This is a genomic window from Nitrosomonas supralitoralis (genome assembly GCF_003011925.2).
GTDB lineage: Bacteria > Pseudomonadota > Gammaproteobacteria > Burkholderiales > Nitrosomonadaceae > Nitrosomonas > Nitrosomonas supralitoralis.
Window position 1 is genome coordinate 11702 of the sequence record NZ_PXXU01000024.1, and the last position, 23869, is coordinate 35570.

17 protein-coding genes are annotated in these 23869 nt (G+C 46.1%); 3 read left to right on the forward strand and 14 right to left on the reverse strand.

Annotated features, from left to right (window positions below; genetic code table 11):
- Positions 1-48 precede the first annotated feature (48 nt).
- On the forward strand, positions 49-3153 hold the full coding sequence (locus C7H79_RS09095; protein ID WP_172592396.1) for a glycosyltransferase: 3105 nt from the start codon (positions 49-51) through the stop codon (positions 3151-3153).
- Here the strand turns inward: C7H79_RS09095 and C7H79_RS09100 are convergent.
- The 6 genes from C7H79_RS09100 to C7H79_RS09125 all read right to left on the reverse strand — a co-directional run bounded on the left by C7H79_RS09100 (position 3147) and on the right by C7H79_RS09125 (position 11274).
- Entirely contained in the window at positions 3147-5141 is a 1995-nt protein-coding gene (locus tag C7H79_RS09100) for an HAD family hydrolase (RefSeq protein ID WP_106706969.1), read from the reverse strand. The genes C7H79_RS09095 and C7H79_RS09100 overlap by 7 nt on opposite strands.
- 179 nt (positions 5142-5320) lie before the next feature.
- Entirely contained in the window at positions 5321-6100 is a 780-nt protein-coding gene (locus tag C7H79_RS09105; RefSeq protein ID WP_106706970.1) for a PIG-L deacetylase family protein, read from the reverse strand.
- Positions 6066-7235 (reverse strand): glycosyltransferase, encoded by a 1170-nt coding sequence (locus C7H79_RS09110; protein ID WP_172592397.1) that lies wholly within the window; start codon positions 7233-7235, stop codon positions 6066-6068. Before C7H79_RS09110 ends, C7H79_RS09105 begins: the two co-directional genes overlap by 35 nt.
- Before the next feature lie 128 nt (positions 7236-7363).
- Positions 7364-9187 (reverse strand): GNAT family N-acetyltransferase, encoded by a 1824-nt coding sequence (locus C7H79_RS09115; protein WP_106706972.1) that lies wholly within the window; start codon positions 9185-9187, stop codon positions 7364-7366.
- Entirely contained in the window at positions 9180-10454 is a 1275-nt protein-coding gene (locus C7H79_RS09120; RefSeq protein WP_106706973.1) for an ABC transporter ATP-binding protein, read from the reverse strand. The genes C7H79_RS09115 and C7H79_RS09120 overlap by 8 nt, the downstream gene beginning before the upstream one ends.
- Entirely contained in the window at positions 10444-11274 is an 831-nt protein-coding gene (locus C7H79_RS09125) for an ABC transporter permease (RefSeq protein WP_106706974.1), read from the reverse strand. Before C7H79_RS09125 ends, C7H79_RS09120 begins: the two co-directional genes overlap by 11 nt.
- 511 nt (positions 11275-11785) lie before the next feature.
- Between C7H79_RS09125 and C7H79_RS09130 the strand changes: the two genes are divergently transcribed.
- Positions 11786-14314: a beta strand repeat-containing protein gene (locus C7H79_RS09130; RefSeq protein ID WP_106706975.1), complete on the forward strand. Its 2529-nt coding sequence runs from the start codon at positions 11786-11788 to the stop codon at positions 14312-14314.
- Positions 14315-14584: 270 nt separating this feature from the next.
- Here the strand turns inward: C7H79_RS09130 and pyrF are convergent, their stop codons facing one another.
- From pyrF to aroA, 6 genes are all read right to left on the reverse strand, one after another.
- Positions 14585-15283 carry an orotidine-5'-phosphate decarboxylase gene (gene pyrF, locus C7H79_RS09135; protein ID WP_106706976.1) on the reverse strand — a complete coding sequence of 233 codons (699 nt, stop codon included), beginning with the start codon at positions 15281-15283 and terminating at the stop codon, positions 14585-14587.
- An 18-nt stretch (positions 15284-15301) separates the two neighbouring features.
- Positions 15302-15511 carry a LapA family protein gene (locus C7H79_RS19225; RefSeq protein ID WP_106706977.1) on the reverse strand — a complete coding sequence of 70 codons (210 nt, stop codon included), beginning with the start codon at positions 15509-15511 and terminating at the stop codon, positions 15302-15304.
- 204 nt (positions 15512-15715) lie between these two features.
- The gene (locus tag C7H79_RS09145) at positions 15716-16009 is read right to left on the reverse strand and encodes an integration host factor subunit beta (protein ID WP_106706978.1); all 294 of its coding nucleotides are present in this window, start codon (positions 16007-16009) and stop codon (positions 15716-15718) included.
- 9 nt (positions 16010-16018) lie between these two features.
- Positions 16019-17731, reverse strand: a complete 1713-nt coding sequence (gene rpsA / locus C7H79_RS09150; protein ID WP_106706979.1) for a 30S ribosomal protein S1 — start codon at positions 17729-17731, stop codon at positions 16019-16021.
- Between the two features lie 130 nt (positions 17732-17861).
- Entirely contained in the window at positions 17862-18542 is a 681-nt protein-coding gene (gene cmk, locus C7H79_RS18430) for a (d)CMP kinase (RefSeq protein ID WP_147383576.1), read from the reverse strand.
- 39 nt (positions 18543-18581) lie between these two features.
- Entirely contained in the window at positions 18582-19904 is a 1323-nt protein-coding gene (aroA, locus tag C7H79_RS18435; protein WP_147383577.1) for a 3-phosphoshikimate 1-carboxyvinyltransferase, read from the reverse strand.
- 297 nt (positions 19905-20201) lie between these two features.
- Here aroA and C7H79_RS09160 point away from each other — a divergent pair, with 297 nt between their 5' ends.
- Positions 20202-20447, forward strand: a complete 246-nt coding sequence (locus C7H79_RS09160; RefSeq protein WP_106706980.1) for a hypothetical protein — start codon at positions 20202-20204, stop codon at positions 20445-20447.
- Between the two features lie 267 nt (positions 20448-20714).
- Here C7H79_RS09160 and C7H79_RS09165 read toward each other — a convergent pair whose 3' ends face one another.
- Both C7H79_RS09165 and C7H79_RS09170 read right to left on the reverse strand, forming a co-directional pair.
- Positions 20715-23231 carry a DNA topoisomerase III gene (locus C7H79_RS09165; protein WP_106706981.1) on the reverse strand — a complete coding sequence of 839 codons (2517 nt, stop codon included), beginning with the start codon at positions 23229-23231 and terminating at the stop codon, positions 20715-20717.
- Positions 23232-23381: 150 nt separating this feature from the next.
- Complete coding sequence (locus C7H79_RS09170; protein WP_106706982.1) at positions 23382-23840, reverse strand: Smg family protein; 459 nt, start codon at positions 23838-23840, stop codon at positions 23382-23384.
- Positions 23841-23869: the final 29 nt, after the last annotated feature.

Consider the following 23869-nt stretch of genomic DNA (forward strand, 5'->3'; position numbering starts at 1 on the left):
GAATCTTCACCAATACGTGGTGTTTCTGTTTGTTAAGCTTGAATGAACATGCTCCCTCTACACTCTTCCCCTTTGGTGACCATTATTATCCGCAGCATGGATCGCTTGACACTTGTCGAAGCTTTGGATTCAGTGGCCAATCAAACCTACCCAAACATCGAAGTGATCGTGGTCAATGCCAAAGGAGGCAGTCATACTCATCTTGATTCAAGCTATGGTCGTTTTCCACTCTATTTAATTAATCAGAATGGCGAGCCTGCGGGGCGCAGCGCTTCAGCGAATGCGGGCTTGGAGGCGGCTCAGGGGAATCTCGTAGGTTTTCTTGACGATGATGATTTGCTGCATCCGGATCACGTGACAACACTGGTAGAAGCTTTGTCTGCAAACCCTGCGGCTATTGCTGCTTATTCACGTGTGCAGGCAATTGATTTGAACGGAAAGATTGTGCGTGAATTTGCGACTCCTTTTGATTTAATTTCGCTGCATTTGGAAAATTTCTTACCGATTCATTCCGTGTTGTTTCGTCAACAGGCTTACGAAGCCGGCGCGCGATTCGATGAAGATTTTGATCTCTGCGAGGACTGGGATTTCTGGATTCAAGTTGCACAGCTCGGAAATTTTATTTTTGTTGATGTTATGACTGCCATATACCGTATTGGTGGAGGCAGTGGATTTGCAATTCACGGCAATCCTGAGCTGGCCAGAGCAGCCGAGTGCGCAGTGTGCCTCAAATGGCAGGCGCGCATGAATGCTGCTACTTTTTATGATGTGGTTTGTCGTGCCCGTATCTATCCGAAACTTCATGAAGTGCAAGCTAATGCTGATTATCTGGATTTTCAAGTCAAAGACTTGAAGCGCATCTTGACTGAGGAGAGGGCTACGCTGACAAAGACGCAACAGATGTTGGATAATGAAATTCAAGCTCGGATTAAAACTATTGAATTTTATGAAAATTCATACTCCTTTCGCATTACTCGCCCGTTACGTCTGGTGGGACGTTGGCTGCGATTGTTTCAACGTGCATGGCGAGGATTCTGGCTGCTGGATTGGCGCTCGCAATTGCGTATAGTGAATTGGATTTTGAGGGGTCAGATGGCGCCAGCGCGGCGAAAGTTGTCCTTGTCTGCACAAGCCGCGGATGCAACAACAATGTCAACATTGGCGATTGCAGCTGCACCACGAATGCGTGTCGATGTTATTCCACTTTCACCATTGCCAGTGCCAATTGATGTTGTGATTCCAATCTTCAATGGTTTTGAATTTTTAGAGCCGTTATTCGATAGTCTGGAGCGTGCAAGGAGTACGTCATTTCGTTTACTGGTTTGTAACGATGCCAGCACAGACGATCGCATACAGCCATGGCTGGAAAGACGATTGCAAGATTTTCCAAATAGCTTGTTAGTATTGAATGAAAATAATCTGGGCTTCGTGGGCGCAGTTAACACGCTTTTTAAGCAAGTGGAGAATAATTTTGTACTGCTTAACTCAGATGTGCAGGTACCTCCATTCTGGCTGGAGCGATTGTTTGCACCGATTCTGCAGGACCCAAGAGTTGCAAGTGTTACTCCATTCACGAATGCGGGCGCAATTTGTAGTTTTCCGCAGTTTTTCGTTGATAATCCGGTGCCGCAGGGGTTGACTGCGCAGGAAGTGGATGGAGTACTGGCAAGACTGGAAGATTCGGCAGCGATAGAAATTTCCACCGGGGTTGGCTTTTGTATGGCTATTCGTCTGGAAGTAGCAAGGCAGATTGGGATGTTTGATCCTGTATTCGGAAAGGGTTATCGTGAAGAAAATGATTGGTGTGAAAAAGCTAAAGCACTGGGTTATCGGCATGTGTTAGCGCCCAACCTGTTTGTGTATCATGAGCACGGTGGATCTTTCTCATCATCAGAGCGTCAGAAATTAGCGGATCGGAATGAGGCAATATTGCGTCAACGCTATCAGGGTTTGTTCGAGCAGTATGACGATTTTATTCGACGTGATCCGATTCGTCCGATGCGTGATTTTCTGTATCTTATGGTACTGGCAAAACAAGCCAGCCATCCAGCCTTGGTTATTATTGATAATGAGATTGAGGGCGGAGCTTATGCCTATAGTCGTGAGTTGATCAGGAATACGACAGCTGCCGGTATTCCTGTACTGCACTTGCTCGATGATTTCCGTACCGGTGAACTGCGTGCTGAATGGCTTTCTAACCATGATCAGCTCACTCTGAATTTCAGCGACTATGCCGATTGGGGTCGAGTTATTGCGGGTATTCAGCCGGAACGTGTGCTGATTAACAATCTTTACTCATATCGGGCACCCATGAACTTTCTCCGCTGGCTGGCTAATAAGCCCGATTTCAAGGAAATTCCTGTAAGCATTGCTTTACATGATTTCTTCATGTTGTGTCCGAGTTTATTTCTTATCAATAATGAAAGGAATTTTTGTAATTTGCCCGATGAAGAAACCTGTAATCATTGTTTCAGCCGCCTGCATATAGATTTTCCTGTTGGCACAGAATCCCTAATGGAGTGGCGCGCGGCCTGGGCAAATGCATTGGCTGCGATAGATAACATCATCGCTTTTTCGAATAGCACACGTGATCTGTTTATTCGTATTTATCCGGAGTATGCGAGTAAGGTCGTGGTGCGCCCACATTCTTTAGCGCACTTTCATCATCGCAAGATTGCGGTGGATTTGAGTAAACCCCTTCATATAGGAATTGTCGGATCGATTTCATGGCATAAAGGCTGGAATGTCGTGAAGCAGTTGTGCGAGGAGATTGATACTCATCATTTGCCGATTCGTGTTACCGTGATTGGTGCCTTGGTTCCAGGCATTTCCGCAGCCTGTTTGAATGAAACAGGTCCTTATGAGCGGACCTTGCTGACATCAACTATAGAGCAGTCCGGCGCAAACATTTTTTTGTTTCCATCAATCTGGCCGGAAACATTTTCTTATGTTGCGCATGAGTTAATGGCCTGTGGTGTTCCGCTTTGCTGCTTTAATTTGGGTGCTCCCGCCGATGCCATTGCGAGTTATTCTTCAGGCCTGGTGCTCGAACAAGCGGCACCCGCACAATTACTTTCGCAAATGGATAGTTTTCGCTTGCAACTCCATGCGCAAAGAAAAGAGGTGCGTGTGCTGACTGGAATGAATCAGTGAGGCAAGAAAGTTGCGAAATGTACGATTCCCATTCCGCAATAATGATCGTCGCTAGCTATACTCATGATTTGAGCGCGCTCGAACTCCGAGGCGCCTTCCCAAAAATCACGGAAAATTTCCACAACCAGACGCGGATCGATGCGTAATTTTCCAAGACCAGAATCTGTCATAGATCGATAGTCGCGAGCAAAAGCCAGTGCGCCTGCCCGTAGTTCGGAACGTAAGGGAATTGAGGCTTTTTCAGCTTCACTTAATGGATTGTATACGCCGATAACAGATTGATTGTCTTGATAGCAGTAATGACTGATTTGCGGATCGTCTGATCCCATGAGCATTTCAAGAGGAACGTTATAACGTAGTAAGGGTGAACGATCAGGTGTTGCTAAATCCTCTCCAAAACAACCCGAAATGCGGACGCCATGACGCGTGCGAACTTCTGCAGCAGTTGCGCGAGTCACCATGTAATAGCCCTGAATTTTTCGTTCTAAAAGGTCGCATAATCTGTCTTGAATAGTCCCTGCATAACCCACATCGACCAGTGCTGCTGATCCTTCCGTTAACTTGACCTGTTGCAAGTAGGATAGCATGGGCTCACGCTCCAAAGCTGCACGACGATAGATTTCGTCTGACAGAGTATCCAGTACTGCGAGTAAAGCGTTATCAATCCGGCCCGCCTGAATTTCTACCAGGCGTTTGCGTGACCAGATGCCGCGCTGCTCCAAAGCTGTTAATGCGGTATTATCTAACTTCAAGCCAAAACGGCGCAACAGAAACTCAGTCAACGAGTTAGCTTGATAATCTGTACGGGCAATCGCCAGAATATCATCATGTGATCGAATCATCGCGACTGAAATCGCTCGACGTGATAGCACCAGATAATTAGACTGCGGTGTATCGGATCCGGCAGTCAATATTTCATGGATCTGCTTCATCAACTGTCCCTCGCGGGCAAGGAAATAGAGGCGGTCTATGTTATCGGCATGTGCCTGCTCAACCAGCCATTCGCTAAAAGCAGCTAACAATGGACCCACGATCGCATAACCAATGCCGTATCGTCCGCATTGAGTCAGTGATGCGCGATCCAGTACGAATTGTCTGGGTTGAACTTGAAAAAAAGTACGTACAATATTGCCCAGCACCAGTTCATCAGCAGAAGATCCGGTGGATTTTACTTTTTCTATCCAGGTATTGAGGCGTGGAAAATATTTTGTCAATGCCATTGGACTTTCCAGAGCAGCGGTATGAAAGCCAAGTTGTTCAGGAATCTGTTGATCCGAAATGGGGTGATCACCGATCATGACAATCTGTTCTGGAACTATTTTTTCATTCTCGACAATGTAACGGAAGAGTTCTCCTGTAGATTTGCGCATCCCTATTTCAGACGAAATGTAGAGGGCATCGTATTCGCGAATATTGCACTTGTTCAGCATGCGGGTGATGGCTTCTGATGACAAAAACATATCGCTGGCCAGCACAACTTTTTTGCCAGCCTGTTTTGCCATTTTCAGCATTTCAATCATACCCAGCAATGGCTGTGCAAGAGACAGCTCCATCGATTCCTCGATTGCTTGCAGCAGTTCTGCATCGCCTTCGGCAGTGCCAAAAAGACGCACATATTCAGTGCATATGCCGGTTAAACTAACGTCAGCATTTCCTGCATCACGAAGTGATATTTCTGCAGCATGTCGCCGTTCCGGATAATGTTTACAGTTGATGCACCTGGCAATCCAGTGTTTGGTATTTTCCGGATTAAGAAGCGGACGGGTAATGAGGGTGTCAAAAATATCAAAAATTACCAATCTGATGTCCGGATGCTCAATCTTGGCCAATAGTGCAGAACGATCGAACAATGCGTTATGAGGGTACGAATGACCATTCGAGCGACGCACTCGATTGAGAATTTCATTGATAGAACGTTTAACTGTCGCTTTTGCTCCGTAGGTTTTCTGGTATCTCAATACCTTGCGGAGAAATCGGTGATTGGTCATGAGAGCGTGATGATTTAAGAATTTTTTCAACGTGGTGTTATATTACACAGCTTTACCGAAATGTAATGAGTCCTCGCAACATAATAAAAGACAGTATGAGTGATGTTTGTTACTGCATTAAGTCACCAAGATTATTGGTTAGTGGTCAGCAAAGAAGATTTTTATAAATTTTCAAATAGTTAACTCTTCAAAAGGCCTTCTAGATAGATTCTCAATTTTAACATTCTATACTGCAAGCCTCCAAAAGATCCGTTCTTTTCCGCCTCTACAAAGGCTTCTGCGTAATTCTCACCCACTCCTTTAGGTAAAAAAAGACCGCGATAACTGGCCAGTCCGATGATGGCGGAAAGATAATCACAGTGTAAAAGCGGTAATGCATAGCAAGATATGGCTTGTTTTTTGAGATTAATCACACGGGTGATATCCACCACTCGAGTCGCGGGAAGCGGGCTCCATATTTCGTAAATGAATGCGCGCGACGGTGCTTTCCAGCGCTGCCAGCAGGCCAAAACAGCATGACCAATGGCAACATGGTCGCGGTGGTAATCTAGTACTGAAGGCAGAAACAACCAATCCGGGTTAAATTGATTCAGTAGTGTATCAATTTTACTTTCGAAGCGAGAGGAATTGCGGAAACCACCGTCGGGTTCGGCAAGAAATTCCATGTCATTTATGCCTAATACCGCTAAAGATTCTGCTGCTTCTTTGCGCCGAATGATAGGTGCGTCGGCATCAAGGCTACCGGCACCTGCGCCATCAGTGACGAAAATAACTTTGACAGCGCATTCCTTTTGTCTGAGTAAAGCCAGCGTTCCGCCGCAGCCCAGTACTTCGTCATCCGGATGAGGAGCGAAAACGAGCACTTTTCCGTTCTGGATTGGAATAAGCGGTGTTGGCAATGGACAGAGCTCTAATTGGGCTATTTTAGTTTGTTGTAGCTTGGCGATAAATTGCTTCATACCTATCCGTAATTTTAATCACATCCGGCCATGAGTTCGCTCGTGCCAAGCCTTGCTGTGCAATTGTTTCGCGCAGCTTCTGGTCACTCAGCATGCGCTGCATAGCTTCTGCCAGGGCGTCGATGTTTGGTTCTGATAAAAGCGCACCGTCTTTTACAACTTCAGGTACGCCACCCACAGTGGTACACACTGCCGCTGTACCTGTTACGAGAGCTTCAAGATTCGCCAATCCGAAAGATTCAGAAGCTGAAGCACTGACATACAAATCAGCGGCACAAAGATATAAACCGATATCTTCAGCGACAGCAAAAAGTATTTCATGAGCAAATCCTGATTGCTGAGCCAGTTTCTGCAAAGTGCTGTGATCTCCTTCACCCAGAATGACTAGCTGGAATTCTTTTTCTAACTTAAGCCTGGCACAAGCTTCGATCAGTAACGGATATTGCTTGACTGGGGCGATGCGGCCAATGCTTAAAATATAGATTGCTGTTTCGTTCCAACCAAGGCGATTTCTTGCGTCTTTCCGACGGTAGCAGTTAACTACCGGACGTGCGTGAACCAAGTGATGCCAATGAGCAGGGAGCGGATGAATGCTTAAATCATGTGCGATCTGGAGGATGCCGCGCCGAGTGGGAGCGATTACCCAAGAAGCTGCAAGCAGTGTATTGGCTTCCCAGCGGCGCATGATACGCATTACGTGCTGGCCCAGTTGCACGCCATCTTCGTGAATGGCCTGGGTATAACAGCCGAAACCATGTTCAGTGACTCCCCAGATTGCCTTATATCCCGGATAGAATCGTAGGAAAAAACGCAACCCAATAGCGATATAGGGATCATGGCAGTGCACGTGAGTATATTTCTTCAAGGCCGCCAGTTTTGCGGCAAGACGTCCCATATTAAAGCGTTCCAGCAGAACCTGAAACAGCGTAGGGAAATGCGTGTGAGTATTTTTAGGGCCGGGTAATGAACTTAATAAACGTTGGAAGCGGTGTTGCCAGGAAATGGCGCGTGGTCCTAAATCGGCCTGGCAAAGATAATCCACATCGACTCCGCGGCGGCGAAACTCTTCAACAATGGGAGCCAAACTGCGGCCGAGACCGTAACGCTGATCCGATCGGGTTTCACGTGTAACCATAAGGATTTTCATCGCAATCAATCTTTCACGGTGCGACGATCCCGTTCACAATCGTAGGTCATGTATCAAAATGCGTACCAGCAGTACAGCACATGATCCAACGGCCTGTTAACCGAATGCAGATTCATTTAGCGGAAATCCGTATCGCCGGACATTAACCACCAATGGTTACGTAAAGAATCAATAGATGGAGCGGCATCCCAAGTGCTGGCGGGGATGCGAATATCCAGCATTTGCTGGGTACCGCCAGCGATTGCAAAACAAGCAGCAAAGTTTTCTGTAATACGACAAAACACTCGGCGATGGCCACTGATACCTGCCAGTCGGCGAGCGTGCAGAACTAACAGAGGAATCTCGATTAATGGCGCTATGATGTCGACGATTTCGCACCCATGCTCATCATGTCGCAGTATCAGCACCCCTCGCGCCCGGCCGCCGAAGCGGTTTTTTATCAATACTACCTGGTAGTGCTGCGCAGGATGGTTAAGATAGCGATGTATTACATAAGCGCAATCGCGAACACCCACTACTGCAGTTTGCAAATCCCTGGCCATTTGCTGCCAGCAATCATTAACGATCTGCGTAACGTGCCCATCATCCAAGGCGGTGACAGGAGTTAATCGGGTGCGCCAATGAGGGAATTTTGATAACGGTGACCAGGAAATTTCGACCATTTTCCCAACTTCACCATATAATCCGTGCCGCTCTGCGATCTTCATGTGCCGTTCGTTGGGAAACCCGAAGCCGATCAGAAAAGGTTTGCCATAGCCAATGTAATGTTCCAGAAAGGTCGCTGTCATCAGGAAAAAGGGCCCTCTTTTGGTGAGTATGCCGCGTTCATTGGCATCCACCATGACATCCGCGATTTGCACCGCTGTTTGTGGCTGTCCAAAAAACAGAATGTTTCGGGCCAGCCCGCCATAGTGGGCAATCAGCTTATCCTTGCGCCATACACCCATTCCAAGGTTTGAATGTGAACCATACTTCCATTGCCAGACAGCTGGCGTCATGGGGTGATGAAATGTTTTCTCAAACAAGTCAAACATTTCATGCTGCTGATCTGCTTTTAGAAGATGTAAGCGCCATTGCGGCGTGGTTTTTTTCCTGAAACGCACCAAAGCGTAACCATTTTGCCCATTGGTGTATTTTTCCCGATTAATCTGATTGGATTGCTCAAGTTGTGTCAGTTGTTCAGGCTTAAGAAAAAAATCTTTGATCAGTCTTTGCCGGTAGGTTGAAATGGCTTGCAGTAGATAGTCGAGTGTTGGCACCGCTAAGGCAGATAAATCCAAATTTTCAATCAATTCAAATCCGGATCGTTCAGTCAGCGTGACCATATTTCTGAGCGAATGAAGATTTACCGAGGTTGTTGTATCGTGCTTCAGCGCGAATTCGTCCATTACGATTAATTGCCCGGATGGCGCTAACAGATCCAGAGCCTTATTAAAAATTACCAGTTGATTGAGGTATTGCGCGGACTCCTTAAATAAAACAATATCAAAGCTTTCCGGGTCGTGAATAGAAGTTTCCAGCGATTGATAACGGGCCGGGACTTCCGGTCCTGGATCTTTATTGATGTGCGTGACGGGCTGGGTATCGACAACGATGTCACGAACATCATAACCGCGCTGGCTGAGTAAAGATAAGGTGGTTCCTGCACCAATCCCCACCAGGAGAATGCGGCAAGGCGGGGTTGGCAGCTTCGACAGCAGCAGCTCATGAGCTGATTGCTGCGCTGACTCCATGCTGGATTTGCTATTTTGAAACAAGCCAGAATGCAAATCAGAAGCCACCCCTTGATACAGGTGTAACGCATGGGCGTATAGGTTGAATGGAAAGGCCAGCTCTTCAAAAGGAGAAGGTGATTTTGTTGTCACTGAAGCAGCCATATGAGCAGCTTGACGATAGAGATGAGTGCTTTGTATCGGGTTGTGATTAATAAATTTAGTCATGCTGAATGATGGTGTTATTTTCCCATTGATGCGGAATTGAAAAATATCCCTGCAGGCGTCCTGCCTGCTTCACTTGCAAGGTTGCAATCGCTTCTGCTGAATCATACAGATGTAAGCCACGTTCACACAATAAATAGATGTTAACCAGATATTCGCCTTTGAGGAGCGGAAATTGTTCCAGCCTGAGGCAGATTTGTCCTGAACCATCGGGTGCTCTTTGAATCGCGAATTGATCTTCCCATGTTGCCGTACTGGTGATAACCCGACCCTCTTTGGTATGGAGCGTCATTGCGATATTCGGGCACGGGAGTGCAGGGTCCGAAACAAAACTTACATTGATCTGGACGCTGGATTGACCACTGGCGATATCAGCCTGCAGTGTATCGGTGTTGTCCGCGATGAGTTGTACTTTATCCAGATGCGCGCTGCCGGTTGGATGCCTGGGGTGCTGTGCCGGAGCATTTTTGTCTGCAAACGCTGCTTCGGTTGCCGAGTCCGTTGCACATTGGTCCAGAAATGACTGGTAGGCCGATACCACTTGGGCCGATTCTCCGTCTAAGACAATCCTGCCTTTATTGAGCCAGATTGCTCGAGCGCATAAAGACTCAACCTGGAACAGCGAATGTGAGCAAAACAAGATTGTTTTTCCCGCATCCCGCATCTGCATGATGCGGGTGAATGATTTGCGGGCAAATGCACCATCCCCGACTGACAAGGCTTCATCGATGATCAAAATATCCGGGTCGACATTAATGGCCACAGAGAAGGCCAGACGCACATACATGCCGCTGGAGTATGTTTTGACCGGTTGATCAATAAAATCCCGCACCCCTGAGAAATCGATAATCTGCTCGATGCGATCCGCAATCTCGGATTGATTGAGCCCCATGATCGCTGCGCTCATTAAAACATTCTCGCGCCCGGTAAACTCCGGATTGAATCCGGCGCCGAGTTCCAGCAAGGCCGCGATACGGCCATTGACCTGCACTTCACCGCCTGTGGGGGTTGAAGTACCGCAAACCAACTGCAGTAACGTAGATTTTCCTGAGCCGTTTTGACCCACGATCCCGACGACTTCCCCAGGCATAATCATTAAATCGATCGCGTGCAGTGCCCACAATTCGCGAAAATACTGACGCGACCCCCACCATTTGTGCGGCCATAAAAATTGTTTTAATCGATCTTTCGGATGCTGATACAACTGATAACATTTAGACAGCTTGACAGCGTTAATAGCGGGTGCATAACCCGAAACATTAAAGGACATCGGCAAATCCCTTGCGTGTTTTGTTAAACCAGATCAAACCTGCCCAGGCGACGAAAATTGCGAGCAAATAGTATAGGGCTAAGTTGCGCCATTCCGGTAATTGGCCATAAAGTATCACGGCCCGGGCTTGCTCGATAATGAAAGTCAGGGGATTGAGAAACAAGTAATCACGAATGGATTCCGGCAATGCTGAGGCGGGATAGAAGATGGGGCTCATAAACAGCAACATGGTTAAAATCAGACCAATAAATTGACTGATATCGCGTACAAAAACCCCTATGGATGCGAGCAGCCAGGAAAAACCCATTGTGAGCAGAGCAAACGGCAGCAGAATGATCGGCAGCCAAATCAGCGTCCACTGAATCGGGTGGTGAATCACGAGTAGAAAAGCAAGCAATATCAGAAAACTGATCCCGGCATGAAACAGCGCAGAGCCTAAAGACACCAAGGGCAGGATCTCCAGAGGGAAAATCACTTTTTTGACGTAGTTTACATTGGCAAGTATCAATCCTGGAGCGCGCGAAACACATTCAGAAAATAAGTTGTACAGAATTAACCCAATGAACAATAGCAACGCAAAAGCAAACTTATCGTCATCGATGACATGGTGCTGCGGGTCCAGTCGCACTTTAAACACGACGCTGAAAACAAAGGTATAGATCGACAACATCAGCACCGGATTGATGAATGTCCATAATAAACCCAGCACTGAGCCGCGGTATCGGCTCGTCACTTCACGCTTGATCATTTGCAGAATAAGCGGGGCATGCTGCCACAGGCTGCGGAAGTGATTCAGAATGAGGGTATTAAACAGGTGCAAGAAACTGAGCTTAGTATGTTGAAGGGTGTATTATCGCAGATAAATAAGCTGAAAATTAATCAGCAACCAAGGATGAACCACTTTTCCTCTATATTAGTTGTAGTTTGTGATCGGATCGCGTTGAGTGAATGATTATATCAGGCAACTCCTTCACAGCGCTTATAAAATGGCGCTTTATGTCAAATACGGTTAAATTGTGAAATATGCACATAATGGAATAGATGGATTGTTAGAATAAGCGCACTCTTGTCCTGCATATTGGAATAATAGTGTAAATTAATGACGTTATAATTGTTGCAATAAAGCAACACGCCCTGTGAAAACTTCGGTTTCAAACTTGCAAAGAGGTTTTGTTTTGGGCAGAATGGACTTTAACTTGGCTTTTGTGGTATTTTCTGCTAGGAAAATTTGAGTTGCGTGGAAGTCACATAGAGACAAAGTGAAAAGTGAAAAACTTGCAAGTAATTTACTTTAGTATTTATTTTTTAATTTTTATAACAAGGGAGCTCCCATGGCTATAACGAGTACACAACAAACTGAAATTCTGAAGATTGTTGCAGGTTTGTTCAATGCAGCACCAGGCGGTAGTAATTTAACTTTTTTGGCAAATTTCATAGAGAATGGCGGTACTACCAGTCAATTAGCTGATGAATTAGCTGCCCTGCCACTTTTTACCAACGACATTATGGGCGGTAAAGTGACAACTGATGCCCAAGTTGAAGTATTGATGCAAAATTTCGGTTTGACGGCTGATGGCGTTGAAGGCAGTGCAGCTACTCAAGCTGAGGATTATTTCACATCACAGATTGATGCTGGCGTTGGATTTGGTAAAATTGTGTTTGATGCGGTCACTTTTTTGTCCAATAATCCGCCTGAGGAATTTACTGAGACAGCTACATTACTGTCGAATAAGGCATTGGTTGCTGAAGCGTATTCTAAAGCTGCTTCTTCAACTGATTTAGCAATATTGCAGACTGTATTAAGTAAAGTCACAGGAGATGCACCTTACACGGCAGAAGACGTTCAACAGGCACTGGCTGATAGTGGTGTGCCTACTGGTAACGGACAAGGGTTTGACTTGATCGTGGGCGAGGATAATCTGATTGGCACCAGCGGCGATGATACCTTCACAGGGCTGGTTAAGCAGAGTAACGTAGGTACTTCAGTCAACACGTTAGAATCCATTGACAGATTGGATGGTGGCGCTGGAAACGATACGTTAACCGCAACTCTGGCAAGCACCGCAGCACCTTCACTGACCAGCGTTGAAAATGTAATTGCACGCTTTGCAGCAGGCGTAACGCTTGATCTAACTAACGCAACCGGTGTGAATGCGGTCACCGTTCAATCAAGCACCGGTGCGGGTCTCGTTGATGGTGTAGGCGCTGCCGCGAATCTGACGGTTAGAAGTCAAAAGCAGGACGTGACATTTTCTGGTAATACTGCAACCAATCTGAATCTGAATCTGGATCGGGTGGGTGATTTTGTCGTACCTGTATCGACACAAACCATCGTAACTCTTGACCCAAGCGCGACAACGTTGAATCTTGATACAAGAAACTCGAATGCCGATATCTCATCGCTGACAGGAGTCAAAACGTTAAATGTAGCTGCGCGAGGAACGAATGAAATTCTTCAGGGTTCTGGTGGTGTTACCACAACAGCAACTATCACTGGTACCGGTAGCGTTGAGTTGCAGACTCCATTTACAGCATTGAAGACATTGGATGCAACCGGTAATTCCGGTGGTGTGACCGCGACCGTTAATGCTGCCGCACTAACAATTAATACCGGTTCTGGCAATGATGACATTACCTATACTGCAGCTCTGGTAGCAAAAACCGCTGTTAAATTAGGCGCAGGTGATGACACATTTACGATTGCAGTAGGTCCATCTGCGGTCGGAGCCAAAGTGGATGCAGGCGATGGGGATGACACGCTTGGGGTTACCGATGGCACTTTCCTCAATGCAGATGCTAAAAATGTATATTCTAATTTTGAGACGCTTGAGATTGGAGGCGGAACAGGTATCTATAACATGGACAACCTGCCAGGTCTGGGAGCAATCACCATTGGCTCAACGCTTACGGGCGATGCAGATATAACCAATGCAGCTGCAGATACGACCGTGACTTTCAACGCGGAAGAAGCGACAGATTTGGTTCTTATTAATGCTTTAACCTACGCATTGAAAACTGATACAGGCACTTCCGATGACGTAGCGTTGACACTGAATGCTTTAGACGGTGTTGATAATGGTACAGCAGAAGGAGTGATAACAGGAGTTGATTTCACTGCTGATGGTATCGAAAGCTTTACTATAGCTTCGAATATTTCCGGTATTGATCCTGAGCTTGAAAATACTGACTATGTCAATCAAATTGCCGCTCTTTCTGGTGATTTAGTTGAAACGCTGAATATCAGCGGCAATGCCAACTTGGAGATTGGTACCCTGACAGCGCCTGTACTCTCTAGAATTGATGCCAGCACGATGACAGGCGGGTTGACAGTTGATGCGAGCGCAGTTCCCGGGGGTGTCGAATTTCTGGGTGGTTCCGCCAATGATTTCTATACCGGAACTGCAGGGGGCGATACCATTACCGGCAATGGCGGCGCGGATGAGATAACTCTAAGTAATGTAGGTGATGCCACCGATACTCTGATTTTTAATGCTGCCAGCGATTCACAGCTTAATGCAGATGTTGACGGGTTTGATCATATTTCCAATTTTGGCACCACAGCATTAGGGGGCCCACTTGACATCATTGATGTAGGTGCGTTTGGATTTTCGGGCCAACAAGCTTCAGCGTTGGCTAATAAAGGTGCTCTGGCAAATTCAGTCGTTGATGGCACGGTGTTAACTAGGACAGACTTCTTTGCTTCTGGCGGTGTTGACCGCGGTGTGGCGATAGGAACTAACGGCGGTAATACTTATGTGTTTGTCGACGCGAACAAGGATGGCGATTTTATAGCGACAGATGATCTCGTTATAGAGATAGATGGTGTATCACCTATTTCATTGGCTAACTTTGGATTCTAATAAGTAACTAGAAAACAAAGCCAGTAAGAAGGCTAAAAGCCACCCTGATTTCAGGGTGGCTTTTTTATTTCCAGTTCTTGAGAAATTATTAAGTAACAGCAATTTGGAAAATAACAATTTGATATAAAATGTGATTGTATTTGATAGAGTGAAAAAACGTTGAGCTAAACTGAGAAACAAGATTGACATCGGAACTAACGGTATTGAACGCAGGCTGGTTTGAAATGAGCTTAATAAAAGATTCAACAACTACGCTGTCGTACTTAACCTTCAGGCTATTAAACCGGTTATTTCCGCATTGAGTTGCTGGCACATTAAAAGTGGGTTGCTGGCCTGAGTAATGGGCCTGCCGATGACCAAGTAATTTGTTCCATTCAGGATGGCTTGCCGAGGTATGGCGATTCTTGTTTGATCATCAAACTGCCCATTGGCCGGACGAATGCCGGGAGTTACCAGACAGAAGTCGCCACCCAGCAATCGGCGCAAAAGCGTCGTTTCCAGAGCTGAACAAACCACGCCATCAAGCGCACAGTCATGAGCCAATCGCGCAAGACGCTCGACGATTTCATCGGGCAAACCTTGCAGGCCAATATCGGTAAGGTCGTCCTGATCCATGCTGGTAAGCAAAGTGACAGCGATAAGCTTGGTCGTTCCCGGAGCTATCGCTTCACGTGCCGCATTGAGCATCTTGCGTCCCCCCAATGCATGCACATTTACCATCCATACCCCTAGACTTGCGGCTGCCTGGCAAGCTTTGGCCACGGTATTAGGGATATCATGAAATTTAAGATCTAAAAAAACATCGAATCCCTTGGTCATGAGCCGCTCTACGAGTTGCGGGCCGGCTGCGGTGAACAGTTCCTTTCCGACTTTTAATCGGCATAGCTGTGGATCGAGCTGATCAACCAGCTGCATTGCATTTTCGGCACTGGAATAATCCAGCGCCACAATAATGCGAGGCTCATGCATGATGGAAAGAAACGATGATTACTTGCCCGGTTTACAGCGGCATCGGACAAAAATCATGGAGATAAGCGCACCCAGTGCAAAAAATATCAGAAGTGCAACACTGAAGGGCAGCTCAATAGATTGATCAATGTAGTACTGCAGCATCACAGGCTGCGAGTTCTTGGATGCAAATACAGCAAATATTACAAACACTACAATACGAAAAAGCCAGGCAACTAGATTCATCATAATGAGTATAGTCCGTACAGGTTATTAGAGAAATAGGTAAATTATAAGCTCAAAACAAACTGAGTGCTTAATGTTTCAGCACTTAAGCAAACGCTTGAATCCATGGAGCTGTAGCACTGTAGTATTATTGCGCACTTGATGTAACTGTGCAGCACTTTCAGCGATGAAAATGCTGCACAGTTAAGTGTCTTCTGCTACGGGTTACTATTCGTTCTTGTCCGTGAAATCAACGCGCTCGCGCATTTCCTTGCCAGCTTTAAAGTGTGGCACGTATTTTTCCGGAACGTTGACCTTCTCACCCGACTTTGGGTTGCGTCCGATACGCGGCGGCCTATAGTTCAGATCGAAACTGCCAAAACCGCGGATTTCAATGCGTTGGCCGCTCGCCAGGCTTTTGGCCATGGCATCAATAATTGTTTTAACCGAGAGCTCAGCATCCTTGGCTACCAGTTGCGGGAATCGAGTTGCCAGTCGAGTAATTAATTCAGATTTCGTCATGAAATGTCCTTATTGCTCAGTATTTTTACTATCCATTTTTGCCTTCAATAATGCACCCAGACTGGTTGTTCCTGCATTCGCCGGTGCTTTGATTTTTTGCATGGCGCTTGACTCATCGGATTTATCTTTTGCCTTAATTGAAAGGTTAATGGACCTGTTCTTGCGATCAATGTTAATGATCATGGTTTCAACCTGATCGCCTTCCTTCATGCAGGTACGGATATCTTCAACGCGATCGCGCGAGACCTCGGATGCCCGCAAATAACCTTCGACTTCATCCGTGAGCGCTATGACAGCGCCTTTGGGATCAATCGCTTTGACCGTGCCGGTTACGATGCTGTTTTTGTCGTGCTCGGCCACGAAACTGGTGAAAGGATCACCTTCCATTTGTTTGATACCCAGGGATATGCGTTCGCGCTCGACGTCAATAGACAGTATCAGCGCTTCGACTTCATCGCCTTTCTTATAGTTAACAACGGCTTCTTCGCCCGGTAAATTCCAGGATAAATCAGAGAGATGAACAAGGCCATCGATATTGCCAGGCAATCCAATAAATACGCCGAAGTCGGTAATGGATTTGATCTGGCCGCGCACTTTGGCGTTCTTGTCATGGGTGGCGGCAAACTCTTCCCATGGATTGGTCTGGCATTGCTTCATGCCCAGTGAGATGCGGCGACGTTCTTCGTCGATTTCGAGAATCATGACTTCAACTTCATCGCCCAGTTGTACGATCTTGGAAGGATAAACATTTTTGTTGGTCCAGTCCATTTCTGATACGTGCACCAATCCTTCAATGCCCTGCTCAATTTCAATAAAAGCACCGTAATCGGTCAGGTTGGTTACTTTGCCGAACAAACGAGTGCGTGACGGATAGCGTCGTGACAGACCTACCCACGGGTCCTCGCTCAATTGCTTCATGCCTAATGAAACACGGTTCTTTTCCTGATCGAACTTGAGCACTTTGGCGTTGACTTCATCGCCGATATTGACAACCTCAGAAGGGTGCTTAACGCGACGCCATGCCAGATCAGTGATATGCAGCAAGCCGTCAATGCCGCCCAGATCCACGAATGCACCATAATCTGTAATATTTTTTACGATGCCCTGTACCACTGCGCCTTCCTGCAAATTGGCTAACAGGGTTTCACGATCCGCACCTTGTGATGCCTCCAGCACGGCACGGCGTGATACGACTACGTTATTGCGCTTCCGGTCAAGTTTGATGACCTTGAATTCCATTTCCTTATTTTCATAGGGTGTCGTGTCTTTAACCGGGCGAATGTCTACCAGCGAACCGGGTAGAAATGCTCGTATGCCGTTAATCATCGCGGTCAAGCCACCTTTAACCTTGCCATTAACCATACCAGTCACAATCTTGCCGCTTTCCATTGCCTGTTCCAGGTCATGCCAGGCGGTCAGGCGCTTGGCCTTGTCGCGGGAAAGGCGGGTTTCGCCATATCCATCTTCAAGAGATTCTATGGCAACACTAATAAAATCGCCCGGCTTAACTTCAATTTCACCACGATCGTTTTTAAATTCCTCGACAGGAATAAAGCTTTCTGATTTAAGCCCTGCGTTAACAACGACAATATTGTAGTCAACACGCACGACTTCGGCGGTGATAATTTCACCGGTACGCATTTCCTGCCGTGAAAGGCTTTCTTCAAACAGTGCGGCAAAACTTTCGGGGGATGGTTGGGTTGCAGTGGAAGCAGTAGTCATTATAAAAAATACCTGATTGATATTCCAACTGGTTGGGGTTCCAGTGGACTGGGTTAGTTAATAAAATATTTGAACTATGAATATCTCTTTCTTTTTGCTTGCAGGCGCTAAGAAGGAAGTTTATCCATATTCAAACGCGGTTTATATGTACCATCTCATTATACCAAGAGAGGACGGCGTCTTGTGCCTGAGATATGGTCAATGCCGAAGTGTCGAGTAATCTTGCATCAGCGTTTTGCTCCAGTGGGGCCACGCTACGATTACTATCACGTTCATCCCGTTTCTGGATATCCTGCAATAGGTCTGTAATGTTAGCATCCATTCCTTTCTCTTTCAACTGGTTATATCGCCTTTGTGTGCGTATCCCAGCGCTGGCGGTTAAAAATATTTTTAAAGTGGCGTCAGGAAAGATTACAGACCCCATATCGCGTCCATCGGTTACCAATCCAGGCGGTTGACGGAATGCACGCTGGCGTTCCGTGAGTGCTGCTCGAACCTGCGGATAAGCGGCTAATTGCGAGGCCAGTATACCGCACTGTTCTGCGCGGATGTCCTCGGTGACGAGGGTGCCATCAAGATAGATTTGTTCATTTTTAAACACGATATCCAAATGCTTGGCAAGCTCTGCCAGTTGGTCTGCATTGTGAATGTCAGCTTGGGATAACAGTGTTTTCAGAGCAACCAAACGATAAAGCGCCCCGCTATCCAGGTAATGAAATCCAAGTTTTTTGGCGACTAATTGAGCAACAGTGCCTTTTCCGGATGCGGACGGGCCATCAATAGTGATAACGGGAATTTTTGCAGTATTCATTAAGAATTTTATTACTTTGCTGAGTTGATCAAGGGAAAATTATTCGGTTTCGAAGTGAACAATCTGTGACAGTTTTTCAAAATAATCAGGGAATGTTTTGGCCACACATTCAGGATCATTGATGCGCACGGGTGCGCCTAGTGATGCCAGTGAAAAGCACATGGCCATACGATGATCATCGTAGGTATCAATTGCCGCGTGCGGGGTCAGGCCATTAGCGGGAGGCGTAATGCGCAAGTAATCCGTACCTTCTTCAACAATCGCACCCAGTTTTCTTAATTCTGTGGACATTGCTGCAAGTCGGTCCGTTTCTTTCAAGCGCCAGCTGGCAATGTTGCGCAGCATTGTTACGCCGTCTGCGAATAACGCGGTTACAGCAAGTGTCATGGCTGCATCGGGAATATGATTGCAATCCAGATCGATGGCTTGTAGAAATTTTCCGTTGTAACGATTATTCGCGCTACTGGATTCAATCCAGTTTTCTCCCATGGAGATTTTTGCTCCCATTTGTTCCAGGGCCGCAGCAAAGCGAACATCGCCCTGCACACTGTTGCGGCCGACGCCCTGCACTTTTACCGGGCCATTCCCGATGGCACCCGCGGCAAGAAAATATGAAGCCGACGAGGCATCGCCTTCAATACTTATATGCCCCGGACTACGGTACTTTTGATGCGCCGGAATCACAAATTGCCGCCAATCGGTGTGTTCCACGGGTACGCCAAAATGCCGCATCTGCGCCAGCGTCAATTCGATATAAGGTTGAGAAATCAATGTGCCGGTTACCTCGATGATGGATCTTTTTCCACTCAAAGGCAATGCCATCAACAGTCCGGTAAGAAACTGGCTGGACAGATTACCTTTTACAGTCACCGCATGCATATCATTGCTGCTCTGCGGAGCAAATGGTTTAATTTCCAGTGGAGGAAAACCGGGGTTACCCAGGTAATTGATATTTGCGCCCAACTGTCGCAGTGCATCAACCAGGTCCGCTATCGGGCGTTCGTGCATTCGGGGTACGCCCGACAGTCTATAATGTCCATGCATTAAGGATAAGACAGCAACCAATGGTCTAAAAGCGGTGCCGGCATTGCCGAGGAATAAATCAGCATCGGTAATTGGGAAGGTTCCGTTGATGCCGCTAATACGATAACCATTTTTTTCGATTTGAGTAACCGCCACGCCCAACTGGGCAAGCGCATCCAGCATATGCGCGGTATCGTCGGAAGCGAGTAAATCATGGATTTGTGTGGTGCCTTCCGCGAGTGCAGCGAGCAAGAGGATCCGATTGGAAATGCTTTTTGATCCAGGTAGCTGTATGGTGCCTTGAACTTTCCTGGCTAATGGGAGGTCAAGCCATTTCATGATATACGCTATAAAAAACCATGAATGATATCTCATAAGAACGCTCAGGGCGTAATTTTATTGATTGAATCAGTAACCTGATTTTGCTCAAATTATCCGGATCGATTTATATCCTCAGGAAAAATATTTATCATGCTATCTTGTTTAAGGTAATCTATCGCAGTAAATTTTGAATGAAAAGCAATCAGCCAACGCGGGACGCCTGGTTTTTACATTGCGTGACTGGTATTGGATTCTTTTGCGAAAATCAAAAAGATAGATTTTTCGTGCTGTTTTAATAACAAAGAGGTTTTATAAATGGAAGACGCAGAAATTATTTTAATGTTCTCTTTATTGGCGATTCCGGTTGCCATCTGGTTACAATTGTGGGTGAAGGAACGCAGAGAGAAACGAAGAAATGCTTTGGGTGACGAAGAGTTTGAGAGTACATCGCGCGCATTTGCATCGATCGTCATAGAGGGCACTGCCATTATAGGGGGGCTTATCATGATAATTATGGCCACCAGTGGATTGGGTAAGTATATCCTCAATTTTTATTTATAAAACGGGAATCAGCATGGCGGAAAATCCGGGCAATTGCTAGAGCAGTTCGTTGAAAAACTATCTGCGTTGCTGCTACGGGGCTAAAAGCAGGCTCAAAATGCTCATTTATTAAGCATAAACTGCGCTTTCTTACCTGTTTTTCCTTGTATCAGTTGCCTCGAAAACATTTTTCAACGACCTGCCGGATGTCCGGGATTTCTTGTGACCGACTGTTGTTGTTGATGGATAATTGAACGATGCGCTGTCGTTTTTCCTGGATTAAGCGGATTAAGGGGTGATATCACCGGTTGATCGAGCTTTGGGCTGCTTGGATTTGGATTTTGTTTCAGTCGTCTTTTTAGGGGCTTTCTGTTCAAACTCAAAGCCTATTTTACCATCTGGATTTCTGACCAAATAAGCCGAAAAAGGTCTTCCTTTTTTGGAAATGAACTTTGTTAATAAATCAGTTTTTCCAGTTTCCAGTAATTTGGTGATTTGTTCACGATCAATTGGGCGCGTAAGAATAATTTTTCCGGTTTTAAAATCACAGGTACGAGTCGGCCCGACAGATTTTTCACATACATACTGCATGCCATGTTCATAAACTGCATGATTGCATTTTGGACATTTTCCAAGCGAAAGTTGCTCACTGAAATCGACTTCTTCTTGATTCTCATCATTATTACCGAAATCAAATTTCATTTCTAGGGCATCCGTAAGTCTGATGATGGCATTAAACGATTGCCCCATTTTGCTCCGGAAACCTTGCAAGGGTCCGACTTCACGTTGAGTGATCAAAGTTTCCATTTCTTCAACTTCAAATTGGCGGCCAGCCAGAATTTTCCAGAGCGCAAAATCACACTTCTGGCATTGAAATTTTTTATAGGTTTCGTGTACGATGCCACCGCATTTCGGGCAAGGGGATTTCAAGACGGCGAAATCACCTGCTATGGTTTCGCCACGATGAGTCTTCGCTTGCTCTACTATATGTCGTGTCATCTCGGCAATTTTTTCCATGAATGCGGTGCGTTTCAGATTGCCTTGTTCAATCTGACGTAACTGGAATTCCCAATTGCCTGTTAATTCGGGTGAAATAAGTTCGGGAATTTTAAGGCCGCGCAATAACGTAATTAATGAAGAAGCCTTTGCCGTGGGATGCAGTTCGCGACCCACGCGCTGAATATAATTTTCGAAAACCAGACCCTCGATAATCGCAGCTCGGGTCGCAGGCGTACCTAAGCCTTTTGCGCTCATCGCTGCACGCAGCTCTTCATCTTCCACGAGTTTGCCGGCACTTTCCATGGCGGAAAGCAGCGTTGCCTCATTAAATCTCGCCGGCGGGCGAGTTTGATTTGCCAGAATGTTGATGGTTTCTGTGTTGACAGTTTCACCGGGGGTAATGGCGACGAGCGTACTGTCATCTTCCGCATTATCTGATTTGATTGATTTCCCATAGACCGCCTGCCAGCCAGGATTTACCATGACCTTACCTTCAGTTTTAAAAGGTTCATTTTCAATCCTGGTAATGCGGGTGGTAACCAGAAATTCTGCGGCTGGAAAAAAGATGGCTAAGAAACGCTTAGTAACCAGATCGTAAAGCTTCGCTTCCGCTTCATTTAACTTGGTTGGATTTAATGAAGTCGGGATAATGGCAAAGTGATCTGAGATTTTGGTGTTGTTGAAAATACGCTTATTGGGAATAACCCAGTTTGATGTCAGTATCTGTCGACAAAATTTACCATAATCGGTGTTTTCCAGGCTCTGCAAAGTATCTTTAACGGTACCGATATAGTCTTCCGGCAGAGCACGTGAATCCGTTCGTGGATAAGTCAACACCTTGTGCTTTTCATACAATGCTTGTGCCAGGCCGAGGGTTGCCTTGGCTGAAAAACCAAAGCGGCTATTGGCGTCACGCTGCAGGCTGGTCAAATCATAAAGCAATGGACAGATTTCTTTGCTGGGTTTGCTTTCTTCGTCGACATGGCCAGATTTTCCCTGACATTTATCACGAATAATTTCTGCCTTTTTCTGCTCCCAAAGTCTTTCTGCTCTTGATTCTGGATTGATTTTATCCTTGACGAATTTTTCATCGAACCATTTGCCATTATAGTTGCCGCTGCTGGCTGTGAATGTAGCGTGAATTTCCCAGTAATCCTGAGGCTGAAATTTTTTTATTTTCTCTTCGCGTTCCACAAGAAGTGCCAAAGTGGGGGTTTGTACCCGCCCAACGGTGGTCTTGTGAAATCCTCCTTCCTGCGAGTTAAAGGCAGTCATGGCACGCGTGCCATTAATTCCGACCAGCCAGTCCGATTCTGAGCGGCTGACAGCAGCTTCTGCAAGCGACTTTACTTCTGAGCTGTCCATTAATTGGGTAAAACCCTGACGAATCGCATCGGGTGTCATGGATTGCAACCAAAGGCGTTTCACGGGTTTGTTGGTGCCGACATGGCGCAGAATGTAATAAAAAATCAACTCGCCTTCGCGTCCGGCATCACAGGCGTTTATCAATGAATCCACGTCTTTACGCTTGATGAGCTTACTCAATAGTTTGAGGCGTGAGGAAGTTTTTTCTATCGGATTCAAATCAAAATGCGGTGGAATCACGGGTAAATTTGTAAAACTCCACTTGCCACGTTTTACTTCATATTCCTCAGGGATGACCAGTTCGAGCAAATGGCCCACTGCCGAGGATATAACATATTGATCATTCTCAAAGAAATCAGTGTTTTTGGTGAAATTGCCCAGTGCTCGCGCGATATCTGCCGCTACCGAAGGCTTCTCAGCAATAATTAGAGATTTACCCATGAGCTTTCCGAGAAAAATTATTTGCTGGCTCTGTATGATCGCGCATGATTATGATTGTTAACTGTGAGATATGAATCAAGCTTATAGGGCGAGTGCGTTTGCTGCATTCACTCGAACGGTTATTCGGTATCAAAAGTACGCGGTTTAGTCTTAATGACGATAATGAGAGTCACTAACTATCAGCAATTTTTCCAATACAGTATCGTCGGTCAGCTGATTCTGAATCCAAAGCTCTGTCAGAACAATCAGCTTAATCTTCTCTAGACTGGGTGAATTTTCATTCATCATCAGCACACGATCAATTAATAACTCTCGTTGCAGCGGATTGATGATGCCGGCCTGTTCCAGAAAAAAAATAAATCCTCGCCCTTCGGTATCGATTCTTTCTATTTCATATTCGGTAAAGCATCGGAAGGAATTGTTTTCGGCAAAGCTGGCCGGATAAGTACCAATATCATGACGCTCCAGCTCAGAGAGCCAGCTAAGTGTTTCGCTAATATCCTCGTCGGCAAATCCTGCCATGGTGAGTTTACGTGTCAGTGTCGCAGAATCAGGATAGCTTCCTGAATCAAAATAATTTTCAAATAAATAAACGAGTATATCGAACATAATTGTGTCTATAAATACGGATCTGTTTG